Raw genomic sequence first — 14,931 nt, forward strand, 5'->3', positions numbered from 1 at the left:
TACTTCTACCACAATGCGTTCACTTCGACGCTTATCCCAATTCAATAAAGGAATTACAGAATGAAAGCGGACCCAATATCGAAAACCAAGGATGATTACGCCGACATCATCAATCATATCAGTCTCCCTGAATCGCCAGTGGGAATCGACGCACAATTTACACACGCAATTATCATTGCGTACCTTCAGCAGATTTCAGGGCGGCTTGCCGACATCGAGTCTCAGTTGAAAGAGATACAATCGTCAGACGGAGGCGCATGACGGAAAACGTCTATTCTGGTCAGATTCGAGAGAGAAAAAACCAAGCAGGAAAGGCGACCGAGGCTGCAAGGTTCAGGCAAAGAAGGATGGAAGCACAAGTTATTAAGCTACTCTATAAACATTTCTCTAGTTAGCGCAATGTGCCCAATGCCCAATGAAATGTATAGTATTTCTGGTTTATAATGATTATGATGAACATTAATTACAAAAATTGCTAAATATGGCCGATAATCTGAAAATAGACTGTATTTCTATTTCTTCGTGGTAGGTCTGATATGAACTCTTTCCGTGTAACAATAGTAGGTTTTATGCTTCTTCTCGTAGGGTGTCAGGCGACTTCACTGATTAGAAAAGAAGCCAACCTTCGAGATCAAGTAAATGATTTATACATTGATCAGGCAATGGATAATCTTGTAAGAGCTAGAACACATCGACCTTTTGTACTCATGGATTACCGTGATTTTCAGTTTCAGGGTACTGACGCATATGGTGGGGGTGGGGGATTTGGATACCAGTCTGCTAGTATTATTCAGCGAGTCTTCAACATTGATGTAGCTGGTGAAAGGAAGGAATATTTAGCATTTAAGTCCAATCCCATTACTGATCGTAATGATGTTTATAAGAATTATATAGCCTTTGCTTCCACACAAGGACTTTTGAACGTTTCAGATGAAAAGCCAGATCATTCATATTTATGTAGGTATTACTGTGGTCAATACTATTGGATTCCTGAAGAATCTGCACCAGTGTTTATGTCACTTGTAATGGATGGGAATATGCTGCTTGGAGAAGAGACAGCCCCTGTTGCTGCTTATGAAAGAATAATTTTGGGTGTGGAAACACTTGGAGTGCTCCCCCTCGAAGGAGATTCAGACCAAGAAGACCACCAAGTAGTTGCAATGATTACTTTGGATGCTGAAGTACCAGCGAGTGATGGTACTATGGTTGTAAAATTACGAGATGGGCGAACGGTTCGTTTCCGTTACACAAAAATGGCTATAAATTCTCCCAAAGATGGAGAACTCGTGAAGCAATTCCAAGCAACTTGGAACCGCAAACAGAGTGGATTTGATATACATGATCTTAAGGGACTACCAGTACGAATATACTCAGATTTATTCCCACCAGAAGCATCATCTGTTGATTCATTCCAGCAGGAAGTAATTGATGGACTGCAAGATATACGTGCTCTACAATTTATGGATGGAAGGTCATCATTTTGAGTAACCAAGGTATCACGTGGGTCAATTGCATTGGATATAAACTAGTTCTCCATAGAGCATCTACGGCGACTCCACCAAGAGAATTTCGCTTTACATCATTTGATGATGATGGAACTGAATACGTCGTTGATCTTACAACGGCTCATAGTGTTGATATTCTCCAGAAAATACTAAGAGTTATCGCCAATCGATGGCCGGATAGAAATGTTGAAGTACGTGTTGATGACAATCGAGTAATCTCAGATATTCGCTCTCCTACTGGATGAACGGACCAATATATTGGAACACTCAACATATGCATATCAACACAAGATCAAGCAATCTCCTCATCTATTTTTAGAATTAATTACCAGCAACAATTCAAACTATTTTCTGTTCTATCAGAAATGGGATGACAAATGCCTTAATAAGATGAACTTCTCAAAGTAGTAACCCTGCTGTTTAATAACCAAGATTTCTTTTCAGTCGGTCTGGTGATAGCGGCATCCGAAGGCAAGCAGAGTATATGCATCCTGCTGATCAATCGTGATTTAGCCGCTGGGGCTTTCAGACTTTAAGGTGCCTCACGTTTGCTCCATTCATTTATTTGTATTCGTCAGGTAGTTCTGCATTTTCTTAATGCCAATTACTGAGTAATCAATTTCTTCGCAGGCCGAAATTCAAACGTCGCCTTCACAATTCCATGGTCCGTCGTACCATTGTCCTTATGATCCTCATCGTTGAGATGGTCATTCATGATCTCTGAGCCTTTGAATGCCCATACTCGCTTCTTGGAGTTGTCATAGAACTCTTGTGAAACCAAGATGTGATCGAGCGATTCTCGACTATTCTGATGCACGTGTGTGTAATATACATCTCTTTCGCTACGATATTCCTGTAGTGTTCCTGTTGAATAAAGATCTACATCACTTCCTCCCAAAGACAACCCGCTTAACAGGTAATTTGGTTGACCAGTAATGATGTTTAGCGTATTACTCTTCTTGTTATCATTTAAATCACCAATGACAACTATAGGGTCGTTGTTTCCCTTCATCTTTTCAGTAAGAATCATACGCAATGCTGCCGCTTCGGCTGTTCTACGAATCGTAGAAAGAGCCGCACCGATTCCTTCGGTATGTCTCTTGTAGAATGTTTTATTACTGTTGAACCAATCTTCGTTAAATACCTGTGCTGGCATTTTTGATTTCAAATGTGCGACATAGACTGAAATGACTCCACTATTGTCATGAGGCTTGATTCTAAAATGCAAAACTGGTCTCGAAAAACTCTTTAGCGATACTGCGATATCTGGAGACTGCGGATCGTCCCCACTATCGGTCAAAATAAACTCATCAGGAAAATCTACAATCCATTCTGGATCACCAACTAGCATCTCTTTGCGAACGGCACCAGCACAAATAATCTTGCCTCCTTTGTGTGAGGTCGGTGCTAAAAGATTGTACTTTGAAGAGAGCTTAGCCTTCTTGAATACGTTTGTCAGAGATTTCCGATGCCAGAGTTCTTGAAACCCCCATACATCGGCATCAATAGTTTTTATCGCATTGCCAAGCCACTCAATTTTTGCCTCATACTGCTTTTGTGACCATCCTTCCTTATTCCGATACATTGGAAGACCCGGCTCATTAATATTGAAGAGATTGCATGTGGCAAAAGACAATTGTTTTCGAGCAGCCATGTCAAATTCCTTTAAGAGAATGAGGTGGAGTGCAACTTCATGTACCCTACCATAGGTAAATCAATATTAAAACCACACACTACTTATAAAACTATTTCCTTATATCAAAAGACTTCGATTTCAAGTGAGATTCAAGCTAATCACAGAATAATAGTTGCTGACTGATAATTCTAAGAAACTCCAGACTTACTCACGATGTTCGTTAAATATTCTTCTCACAGCATGTTGATAATATCTGAATTCGCAACGTTGAATGAACAAATACTGAGTGAGTTATTGAAGTAGACTAAATCGTGTTGCCAACTAAACTGAAGTCATTTAATTCATCCTGACGTCGAACTAGGTCTCATTTTTTGGCGTGGCACTTTGAATCTCAACACAGGATTCAATTACACTGACCAAATCACTTGATCTACCTTTAACTCCATAGATCGCCAGCAAAGATCTGGCACGAGTCATTGCCACATACAAATTGTTGGAAAGAATTTGTCCATCTCCAGTCACATACTGATCCACACACGGAATCAAGACTACTTCCGATTCATACCCCTTATATGAATGTGAAGTTGTCACGATCAGCGTATTAGGTCGCCTTTCAAAAGCTCGGTTTGTCTGAACTGATAATTCCACATTGATCTTAGACAATAGTGGTCCTAATTTAGATTCAAGAAGCTGGACGGCAGAATTTGAATTATAAATCAGGCAGATATCACATGGTGAGATCTTCTCTACTGTGATTAAGTGTTTTAGGTGCTTGAAAATGGCGCTCAATTCAGCCTGTCTATCATCGAACGAATGAAAGATTGGATTGGGACCACCGATCTGATTGTAACTGACTTTCAGCCATTCTTCAGGTCCATTTTGAGTTCGTTCAACCAAGCCCATTTCGATCAATTCCTGCTGGTCCTGTCTTTTGTCCTTTGGCGTGAGTTGATTGAGAATGTTTATAGCAAGTTCTGTTACTGGCGTCGTTGAGCGGAAACTCTCACGCATGATCGTGGAGCGACCACGCATATCCAGACCGAACTCTGTCCATTTCGGTGTTTTGCGACCGTAAATGTTCTGTGCGTTATCGTAGAAGATGTGAGCAGAACGACTATTGGGATCTTCCAAATCAGTTTGTTCGACAAGGGAAAGCAGAAGCTTCAAAGTGGAAGGTCCCATGTCCTGAGCCTCGTCGATAAACAAGGCTGAACAGCGTGGGAGCATTTCTGATTGATCGTGACAATTCAGAAACTCTTCCGCCGCACGATCATAATCAAATTCGAATCGATTCATGGTCAGTGATGCAATTGGGAGAATTTCTGTGAGAACATCTTTAATATGTAATAGAGAGACCGACTCCCACGGAAAGTCACCTTCATCAAATAACTCACCTGCTGACATAGATCTCCACGCTGATTCCACTGACTCCCGCAGAAGTTTATGCAAAGAACGATTTGCATAGACAGCCCATACATGGAAATCCTTCGTGTCGATCATTCGCTTCACTGTTTTAGCAAGCCAGTTGCAAAGAACAATGGACTTTCCGCTTCCAGCCACTCCACGTACAAGACGAGGCTTTCCATCCAGTTTTAAGTTTGTGAGCCGTTGTTGCTCCTCGGAAAGAATCGGTTTCATCAACTGTCGATTAGCTATTTGCCCCCCAAGCGAATTATCGGTCCCCTGCACTTTTTGTTTTGATGGACCATGATCAGAATTATGAGTATTGCCCGCTTTAAGATCGACCTTTTGCCAGCGAAAAGCAGCACCTTCCTGAACCAGTACACTTGGAGTCAATTCCGCAGTAAGTGATTTCAGATAAGGTTCTTCCATTTCACTACGGCTAGCCAGAACGATGATAGCTTCTCTGGCTCGGCTCAGAGCAACATTCGTAAGCCGTTTCCATTCTTCAAATGGCCAACTATAACTACTGGCATTCACTGTATCGAATATTACGATATCGGCTTCTGAACCCTGTTGGCTATGAACTGTTGATGCTTCCCAGTTCGGAAGATCCCATTGTGAAAACAGTTTCGAAATGGTTTGAGCCTGTGCCTTAAATGGAGAAATAAACAATCCTTTAGATTCTCTGACAGAAGATACTGAGAACAACTTCTGCAAGATGTCAGGAGTGATGGATCTCATCCAGCTTTTGTTGCCCGGACCTCTCTTTGCACGAATTGATACAAGTTCTGAGTCTTCTTCATCAAGAACGTACCAGATTGCTCTGGAGTAATCTGAAATAAATGTTGCTAATGACGATTCCCGGTCTATTGTCTCCGTTGCTGTTTTCAGAAATCCATCGTACTGATAATTCGAAACGATTTTGCATACGTCTGGATGCATCCTGCGCTGTTCTGAAAGGACATGAACTGCTGGTGGAGTTTCTTCAATCTCATCCAGATGACTCAGGCCACTGCTGGCCAACCATGTCTGTTGCCGAGTTGTCAGAATTCGAGTTATACGACTGATCGGAGCTAGTTGCTTCGAATCACCGACTAAAACAACTCGTTTTGCTGCGAGTAATGATAATGCAGCAACCGCAGTACGGGAAATTAACCCAGCTTCATCAATGAAAATTGTAGTGAATGGTGCGTCACCATTTTCAATCAATTTCTTGATCGTGGAATCGTTCAGGAAACTCATTGCTTTAAAAGCAGTTGAAATAATGACTCTCACATCAGGATCGAAAAAAATGAGTTTACTCTGATCGTTCGTTTTCGACCGCAGTTCTGATATTTGCTTTCTGGCGAATGCTTTGTCATCTGAGGATTCAGTTGAATTAAGATCTTGTGTCAGTCTTTCAATTTTTGAAAGCAACTCTGACTCAGTGCCTTCAAGTATCTCTACCAGATCATTTGCTTTGAACCTCTGGGCCGAGGCACCTTTACCAATTCGCAGTATCTCTCCATTCTCCAAGAAAGATGAATCAAGTGTTCTTATTGCATTACCAATCGAGAGAGCAACTGCATCAGTTGCTCTGTTGGTCGTCGAAACAACAAGAATACGTTCTGTTTGATCATCCAATATTGATGCGATTTGCAATCCAGTGGTGTATGTCTTTCCTGTCCCCGGTGGTCCCCACAGAATGCTCCAAGAGTGGTTCCATAAGTTGTTTAAGTGTGGAAGTCCTTCTGAACATGTTTCTGCAATCTGTGGATGAATATTACCCTTAGTTGCTTCTAATCTGGCTGGTAACTCAGTTCTGATTTCTTCAAATGCCGGTTCGTTATAGACTGCATCAAGAACTGACAGAAATTCGAAAGGTCGAACAAAGAAAGCTCCTGCTTGTGGATGATGCTCAGGATCTTCCAGCGTGATGAATAGACAGTTATTCTGCTCATCGACTTCTACGATTTCGCCGGACCACAGAACTTCGTTTTCGTGAGCGATATTCTCATGGTAGCAGTCAGGGGAATCTTCATTGTCAACGAGTGATTGGGGACGAAATGCAAAAGCCCCCTCCCAAGTCCAATCGGACTCAACCGAACTTTCCAAGAGAATAGCGTAAATAGTTCCCCGTCCCTGTTCGGATAGGACGCTGATCTCTTTGCAATAGAGTCTACGCAATTCTCTTTCTTTTCTGAACTCCTGCCTGACAGCATAGCTTGCATCATCCAGAATCGAGGCATCTACAGATGGTAATCCCAGAACTGAACTGAATCTTGCTGGCTCAAAATCGGTAAGTTCCATCGATTCAGGATCGTCAAAGTCGTCACCGAATTCATAATCCATTTGAAGTCATTTTCTATAGATCCCGCTGAATAATTCTATTTAATGTGAACATTTCGATCATTTTAGTGTATTTTAATGCAATACTCGATAGTATACATTCAATCCATTTGGCACAATTATATTGACTCTATTTAAATCAAAATTACTGGCGTTACAGCCAGTTACTTCTATTCGAATTCAATTCCAGAACCCTTATTGATTTTGATGTGGGAAGTTTTATGGTCTTGATCGCAATTTTGCTGTATTCGTCTTTGAGTAAACATGTGGCATAAAAATCTTTTAAGGGGCGAAATATGAGTGGTATCTGGATGGCTTATTTGATCACGTTCGGCTGGGCTTTGGTTGGTTCAGTTTCAATGGGACTGGGAATCATCATCGCCATTAAAATGTTTGATCTCTCTACGAAAGATGTGGATGAGTGGGAATTGGTGAAACAGGGAAACATTCCGATTGCGATCATTCTTGCTTCAATGATCATTTCACTGGGCATTGTGGTTTCATCAGCAATTCACCCATAGAGGAGAAACGAAATGAAGAATTATGTTTCATGGATTTTGATTTGTGTAATCGTTCCAGTGAATTTTTCTTTCGCTCATTCTGGTCGGACTGATTCTAAGGGCGGGCATATGAATCGACGAACTGGTGATTATCATTACCACAACGGAGGGAGTTCTCCATCATCACTGAGCTTAGTTAGAACTCAACCAAGAACTACCTTCCCTTCGACCGCTCGGACATTACCAAGATCGATATCAGCACCTGTTAAAAAAATGGAAATTGTTCAGCCTGATCCTGAAAAATTGGCGAAAGAAAAACTCGACAGGGCACTTTCGCTCCTGAGAGAAACAGTGAGTAACTATGGTGAAACGAAGTCCGGTAATAAAGCAAAGAAACTTTTAGAGATCGATCATCAAGCATCGCAAGAACAAGAAGCTCAAGAGCAGATTGAAGAAGAGAAAAAAGCACAAGAGGCTTTAGGTTTAGTCAAATGGTTGATGGAAAAGAAAATGACTTCCTCTGCTGAGAAGAGAATTCAGGAATTAATCAATGATCACCCAAATACAAGAGCTGCCAATGAGGCGAAGGAAATATTGGGGACGTTGAAGAAGTAGGTGTCACATCAATTAAGCAGATATTAGAACTCCACCATAATTGAGAATCCTATAGCACAGAAGGGATACTCAGTTTCACTTAAAATGCATCATGGGTCATAAATTGGCTCATCTAATTCATGCCACCACACAGAAGCATTCTGGAATGGAGTGGATAAAGGTTCTGCCAGATTATCTGAAACGGAAGCAGTGGCTGCGAGTAAATAGTACGGGGATGAGTTTGTGACGCTACATACAATCATTACATTAATTGTGTTTTAAGTCCATAAAACATGTCACAGTACGAATCGAGAAGATAAGTCATCAAGAGGACCAACTATCATGCCCCCCCAAAATACTATCCCTAAAAAAAGAACCCGTGCGTTTACATCACCTCTGATTAAAGATGCTATTTTCAAACTTTCTGAAGAGCATGATTTAAAAAACAAAACGGATTACCCTCGAACAATAGATATAAAAAAACAAGTTTGTAAATTATGTTCGAGTTATGAGGGACAGTGGGTGGCTTCTTTTGCACATTATCTTTTTCAGTCTGTGTTTGCTATGAAAGCAAACGTAGAATTCAGTAGAGTTTTCGAGATACCCAGTTTACATTCTGAAAGCCATAGTCAAGCAGGCTATGATATTTCTGTTGGTCCATATGACACTGATTTTCGTTATAGATTTATGCATAAAACCGTTTCAAAAAAATGGTGCGATGCAAATTGGACGTGGAGAAGTGAAAAGAATAATGATATCAGACACTTGAAGTCGTTGATTGGTCTAACTGATGACAAACTAAAAATGCACAAAGTTTATCTTGTTCTAAATGTGTTTTACTGTATTCATGATTGGAGACGTATGGGAGTTGATTATTTGAATAAATTTGTCATCCCCGCTTATGACAGCCCTCTACGTACAGTAATTATTGATTTAAACGATCTTAAGGACAACTATAAAACGAAAAATAATAATGGAATCGTAGTGTGGAGAACACCAGTTAAATATCAGGGTAATAATAATCCCAAAAGTCATTTGAATGATATTGAGAAATTGGAAAACACTAAAGCCAATTTCCAAGGTAATACTCTCAATCCCATATCCTTAAAGATGCTATGTGATGATATGAAAAAAGAATGGCGTGCAAAAGGACCATGGTCTAAGTCACTCATTAAGTAAATAAGAGTGTTGTCCTTACGGGTTATCAGACGGGCATAATAGTATTAAACAGCTCATGAAATTACCCGAAGATAGAATGCCAGAAGCAGAAGTAAGCCTACGGCTCGCTTTTTATTTACTCGATCATCCAAAATCAAATGGCAATGCTTTGGTTGCAATTGATGGTGCCCAAATCAGAGTCCATGGAGAAGATATATTTCCCATTTCTATTTTTCTCGAAACAAATGGTTGGGAGATGGAAAAACAGAAAGGGAAGAACCAGTGGCAAGGACAATATAGAAATTCAGATAAAACACTGGTGGTTTCAGCTCAATCTGGCGTTGGGGATGTAGTTGCAACAATCGGGACTCGAAGAATTCGTGCTGAGTCAAAAAAAGGACCGCTGATTCCCAAAAAAGGAAGTCCTGAATATCCTCTCATGCGGGAAGCAATCGGGCAATTAATGACCATAGAAGAGGTAGGTCCAGATGATTGCCTAATGGTCGCCGTTCCACTATCGGAGAAGTTTCGCAGACTCTCCGATCAATGTAGTGAACGTCCATTAATAAAAACATCCAAAATCACCTTTGCTTTAGTCGGAAGAAATGGGACCGTCGAGGGATTATCAGATTTCCTGCAATATTGAAATTCCTGTTCTTGGATGAATGAGCCCCTGCCAAGAAAGCATCATATGGCCCAAGAACGAGAGGTTCTAAGATTTGCGGATTCATATAAATCCACATCATTAAAGAAGTAAGTGTTTTTATCATCGATGTCATGAAATGTTATAAATGCCGGACTCACAACTATACAATCTGGGACAAATCGTTCGCCTGAAATCTCAGCCAGATAAAATCGGTGCTGTTGTAGAAGTAAAAGAGTCAGACCCGGAATATCAATATACTGTTCTTATTGATGGAAAAGCTTCCAGCTATTTCGCTTCACAACTAATTGCTGATGACGAACCCAGTCAAATCAAGCAGATTCTGTCAGCAACAGAATGTCAGGCACTTCTTACTGCCCGCTTAATCAATCACCCAAGCACATCAACGCTCTATTCATTAAATGCTGCCCGGATTGATTTTGTTCCGTATCAATACCGCCCCGTGCTCCGATTTCTCCGAGCTGACCGCCCCCGCCTGCTGATCGCAGATGGTGTTGGTGTTGGAAAGACCATAGAAGCAGGTTTGATCTTACGGGAACTACAGGCCCGACAGGAAATCGACTCAGTATTAATCATCTGTCCCCGCCCACTCATTTCTGAAAAGAAGTGGCAGACAGAAATGAAGCGGTTCGATCAGAACTTCGAACATTTCGACGGGAAAATGCTTCGTCACTGCATTTCCGAATGCGATCTTGATGGCGAATGGCCAGAAAGACACCAGTTTGGAATCATTCCCTATTCAATACTAAATGAAGAAATTATCACTGGAACTAGGAAAGACCGAAATTCAAAAAAGCCATGCCTGCTAGATCTTGATCCAGCACCTCATTTTGACCTTGTTATTGTGGACGAAGCCCACCGGATCTCGAACCCCAATACTTATGGTCACGAGGCTGTTAAATATTTCTGTGATAATGCAGAAGCTGTCATATTTTTGACCGCCACTCCCCTCCAGCTTAGCAATAGTGACCTCTTTTCACTGTTAAATCTATTGAGACCAGATGTAGTGATTGATCGTGATAGTTTCGATCACATGTCAGAGCCGAATCCCATGATCAATGAAGCGGTGAGATATGCCCGTAGTGCCTCTGTTAAATGGAAATCCAAGGCGTTGGAAAGCCTGAAAAAGGCACAGTCGACCTCTTGGGGGGCTTCAATGCTCACCAACAACCCCGAAGTGGATGAAATCATCGATAAGCTATCCTCTCCTGATATCTCGGAACAGGAAAGGATCAAAATTATCGATCAACTTGAAAACCTGCATTCGTTTTCAGGGATTATCAATCGTACTCGCCGACGTGATATTGGTGAATTTACGATACGACAATCCCACACAGTAGAAGTCCCTTTTACTGATTCTCAAAACACTTTGCATGATGCTCTTTTGAAAGTACAGTCAGAAATTCTTGCAGATTTGCACGGCTCCAGAAGTGTCAACTTCATGATATCCACGATTCGCCGTCAGGCAGCCAGTTGCTTGTATGGGCTTGCACCGTATATCAAAGACATTCTGTCACGACATATCAGTGAAGAGGAACTCTCAGAAGTAGACATTGAAGAATTTGGGATCGAATCATGTGATTTGAATTCTATCGCTGAAAAAATCCAATCAGTTATTACCATGGCGAATAATCTGGACAAGAAAGACCCCAAACTTGAAAAGGTGATTCAACTTGTAAACCAAAAGCATGATACCCAGATATATCCCAACCACAGAGTCATGATATTTAGCTCGTTTCGACACACTTTGCATTACCTCAAAGAAGGACTGTTAAGTGCCGGGATTCGAGTCGGTCTAGTTCATGGTAATGTTCCTGATGAAGAACGCACAACAGTTCGTCACCGTTTCGAGCGAGCTAAAGATGATCCAGAAGCTCTCGATGTTGTGTTATTTTCCGAAGTTGGCTGTGAAGGTCTGGACTACCAGTTCTGCGATTGCATTATCAATTATGACTTACCGTGGAATCCGATGCGGATTGAACAGCGAATTGGTCGAATTGATCGCAACGGACAAAAAAGCCAGTTTGTCAGCGTTTACAATATGATCACGCCGGGGACTGTTGATGCTGATATTTATGAACGTTGTTTGATGCGTATTGGAATTTTTGAGCAGGCTGTGGGTGCCAGCGAAGACATACTCGGAAAAATCACAAAAGAGTTAAATGAGATTGCTGTTAAATCAGAACTGACTCCTACTGAACGACAGGAGCGTCTGCGACAACTGGAAGACAATGAAATACGCCAGCTTCTCGAAGAAGAGAAGCTGGAAGAAAAACAGCATGAGTTCTTCGGGATTTCAGTACCCTTAAAAGATCGATTCAAAGCGGATGTTGATCATGCTACTAGTTATTGGCTGGAGCCGGATGCAATACAGAATATGCTCAGTACATATTTGGAGTCGGTGAACGAGTCTGCGGCTATTCTTGGAAAAACGGAAATCAAAACATTGCGTATAAATGTACGCAAGAAATTGCTACAGGACGCTCGTGTCCTTTCCAGTAAAAATGATATTCAACAACGGAACTGGGAAAAATGGCTGAAAGGCAATGAGCCACATTTAACAATAACGTTTGATGGAGAAACAGCCAATGAAGACCGTTCGGTTCAGTTATTGAGTCCGGTACATCCACTGACACGTCAGGCAGCCTTTTCATTAGATACACATACGGCCCCTGAAATTCATCTTTCTGTTACAGATGATAGGTTTACAGAAGGAGTCTACCCTTTTGCTATTTATCAGTGGGATTTCATTGGCTTACGGCATGATCAGGAGCTTATAGTCATTTCAAGTAATGAAAGCATCTCCAGCCATTTCTTTGAATTAATGCAGATTGCTACAGACTCTGATTCTGGTATTTCAGAAATGGACCTGACTACTCTTGAGTCACTTCACTATAACAGTTGGAAAGCTGCCCTTGATTTACATCGAGGGAAAGTTAACAAGTTGGCAGAATTTAAACGACAGAGCCTGAAAGCCAGTCATGAAGGTCGCATTGCGATGCTTAATGATCGCCTGCGGTCTGCAACTGAAAAGAAAATTCAACGAATGAGAGAAGCCGAAATTATGCGGGCTAATCGGGAATATGAAGAAAGGTCCGCTGAATTAAGCAGCAGTGTTGAGAATCCTGATATCAGGTATGAGCGGGTTTTAGTGGGAACGATACAAATAAGATAAGGTGAGTGTTATGTCAACAGATTCAGGTGAAATTCAAAACCTGCTGAGAGAGCTTTCAGGAAAAAGGCAACGATGGGTCGATGTCAATGAAGAAAATGAATTTAGCGAAGGCATTAATAATCTACTTACAGAACTGTATCCTGAGAATGCTCATTTCATTTATGAATTATTGCAAAATGCGGAAGACGTAGAAGCTAGTAATGTTAGTTTTAAATTGCAATCAGACCAGTTAGTTGTTGAACACGATGGAAAACGTAGATTTACGTTTAAAGATATCAAATCAATTACGAGCATCGGAACGAGTACAAAGAAAGATGATCCAACTGCGATCGGGAAATTCGGAGTCGGATTCAAAGCTGTATTTGCATACACGAATACTCCAGAGATACATTCAGGGGATCATCATTTTTGTATTCATGATTTAGTTGTTCCTGATACTACGAATGTGAAAAGAATCAATGTAGGAGAGAAGACACAGTTTGTTTTTCCCTTTGACCATCCTAATAAAAAACCAAATCTAGCTGTCGAAGAAATCAGACGGGGGTTGCTTGAATTACCCGATATAACTCTGTTGTTTCTTAAGCATATAAGTGAGATCGAGTTCGTATTACCAGATGGAAGTAAAGGTTCGTTGCATAGAAAGAGTGACTCAGATCCAATAATCGAAATACAGTCAAAACGTCCCCATGATCCAGATCTTGGAACATCAGTTACTCATAATAATAAACACCTGATAACAAAAACCAACTGGCTGCGTTTTACTGAAAAGGTTGAAATCGCTGACCCAGATAAAGACAACAGGCTAAAGGAATGCGATATCTCGATAGCTTTCAATCTGGAAAGAAAAAAGAAACATTCAAAAGATAAGAAGAATTCATCTACTCAGATCTCAAATTCAATATGGGAAATTACACCCCTTGAAAATGGAAATGTATCTATCTATTTCCCGGCCATAAAAGAGATATCACGACTTCGTTTCCATATAAATGCACCATTCGCTTCAACGGTTGCAAGGGACAGTGTTCGTGAATGTAAAGTAAATAAAGATTTAAGAGACCACCTTGCTGATTTACTCGCAAAATCAATGACAGATATCCGAGATTTGGGACTTCTTACACCAGATTTTTTGGGGAACCTCCCTTTACGTAATGATGACCTATCACCTTTTTATGATCCGATTAGAAAGCGACTAATTCATGAATTCAATAATTGGCCGCTTGTACCAATAATGAGCGGAGATTTTAAAAGAGCATCAAGATTATGTATAGGGCCTGATGCTATAACATCCAGAATCGGAGATAATGAGTTGGCTTTTCTTTCTGATTATGAGTATTTGAGATGGGTAGAAAGACCTAGCCAGAATAATTCTAGGGCAGCTAACTTTTTAAAATCTTTAGACATATATGAATGGGATTTCATTGATCTAAAAATGGCAGCACGGACAGATACTGGTTCTGAAAAGAAGTGGTTGGAAAGCAAATCAGATGAATGGATATGTGACTTATATTCCAGTTTAAATGATTACTCTAGGCATCATGCAGCAAGAACTGCGGCAGAATCTTTTCCTATCATTCGAATTAAATCAAAGAGACATATGCTTATCGATACTAAGAGAATCTATTTATCCGTCGGAGATCAATTCAGTTCTCATTTCGAAGTTATTGACCCCAAAGTAATAAAGAGTTCCGAAGCAGATGTCAAAGGCGAAGTGAATTCCTTCAGCTTCACCAACAGTGATGACTTTGGCATCCAGCTCCCGTGACCGTTCCCAGCTTCCAAACTTTCGGGTCCGATATTCCTTTCGACTAATCCCTTCCTTTGGCATCGTTGGGTTCAATTGAAACGGGTGCCATCGCACGCTGACTTGCACTTCGGCAGCAGCAATCGCCATCTCAAGTCTCCGTTTGCCGATATAGCACCACGGGCAAACTACATCTGAAATCACATCGACTGACAATTTCATTTGG

The 14,931-nt window shown here is 41.0% G+C and carries 10 protein-coding genes and 1 pseudogene; 8 read left to right on the top strand and 3 right to left on the bottom strand.

Going from position 1 to position 14,931, the window contains the following annotated elements; all coding sequences use genetic code 11:
• The first annotated feature begins 60 nt into the window (after positions 1-60).
• Entirely contained in the window at positions 61-261 is a 201-nt protein-coding gene (locus tag ACN0YH_RS10250; protein WP_417379480.1) for a hypothetical protein, read from the top strand.
• A gap of 275 nt (positions 262-536) precedes the next feature.
• Entirely contained in the window at positions 537-1,484 is a 948-nt protein-coding gene (locus tag ACN0YH_RS10255; protein ID WP_417379481.1) for a hypothetical protein, read from the top strand.
• A gap of 625 nt (positions 1,485-2,109) precedes the next feature.
• On the opposite strand, the gene ACN0YH_RS10260 is transcribed toward ACN0YH_RS10255, so the two are convergent.
• Together ACN0YH_RS10260 and ACN0YH_RS10265 are read right to left on the bottom strand one after the other, a co-directional pair.
• Entirely contained in the window at positions 2,110-3,159 is a 1,050-nt protein-coding gene (locus ACN0YH_RS10260; protein ID WP_417379482.1) for an endonuclease/exonuclease/phosphatase family protein, read from the bottom strand.
• Between the two features lie 339 nt (positions 3,160-3,498).
• Complete coding sequence (locus ACN0YH_RS10265) at positions 3,499-6,876, bottom strand: AAA domain-containing protein (protein WP_417379483.1); 3,378 nt, start codon at positions 6,874-6,876, stop codon at positions 3,499-3,501.
• A 293-nt stretch (positions 6,877-7,169) separates the two neighbouring features.
• On the opposite strand from ACN0YH_RS10265, the gene ACN0YH_RS10270 reads away from it, so the two are divergent.
• From ACN0YH_RS10270 to ACN0YH_RS10295, 6 genes are all read left to right on the top strand, one after another.
• Complete coding sequence (locus tag ACN0YH_RS10270; protein WP_417379484.1) at positions 7,170-7,394, top strand: DUF350 domain-containing protein; 225 nt, start codon at positions 7,170-7,172, stop codon at positions 7,392-7,394.
• A gap of 12 nt (positions 7,395-7,406) precedes the next feature.
• Positions 7,407-7,988 carry a YHYH domain-containing protein gene (locus ACN0YH_RS10275; RefSeq protein WP_417379485.1) on the top strand — a complete coding sequence of 194 codons (582 nt, stop codon included), beginning with the start codon at positions 7,407-7,409 and terminating at the stop codon, positions 7,986-7,988.
• A gap of 321 nt (positions 7,989-8,309) precedes the next feature.
• Positions 8,310-9,146: a hypothetical protein gene (locus tag ACN0YH_RS10280; protein WP_417379486.1), complete on the top strand. Its 837-nt coding sequence runs from the start codon at positions 8,310-8,312 to the stop codon at positions 9,144-9,146.
• A gap of 55 nt (positions 9,147-9,201) precedes the next feature.
• A complete protein-coding gene (locus tag ACN0YH_RS10285) occupies positions 9,202-9,771 on the top strand; it encodes a hypothetical protein (RefSeq protein ID WP_417379487.1) in 570 nt (189 codons plus the stop codon).
• Between the two features lie 145 nt (positions 9,772-9,916).
• The gene (locus tag ACN0YH_RS10290) at positions 9,917-12,964 is read left to right on the top strand and encodes a DEAD/DEAH box helicase (protein ID WP_417379488.1); all 3,048 of its coding nucleotides are present in this window, start codon (positions 9,917-9,919) and stop codon (positions 12,962-12,964) included.
• A 10-nt stretch (positions 12,965-12,974) separates the two neighbouring features.
• Positions 12,975-14,726 (top strand): sacsin N-terminal ATP-binding-like domain-containing protein, encoded by a 1,752-nt coding sequence (locus ACN0YH_RS10295; protein WP_417379489.1) that lies wholly within the window; start codon positions 12,975-12,977, stop codon positions 14,724-14,726.
• Here the strand turns inward: ACN0YH_RS10295 and ACN0YH_RS10300 are convergent.
• Positions 14,718-14,927, bottom strand: a pseudogene (locus ACN0YH_RS10300) (DsbA family protein); the annotation flags it as partial. The gene ACN0YH_RS10295 and the pseudogene ACN0YH_RS10300 overlap by 9 nt on opposite strands.
• Positions 14,928-14,931 lie beyond the last annotated feature (4 nt).

The organism is Gimesia sp. (assembly GCF_048262075.1).
Classification (GTDB): domain Bacteria; phylum Planctomycetota; class Planctomycetia; order Planctomycetales; family Planctomycetaceae; genus Gimesia.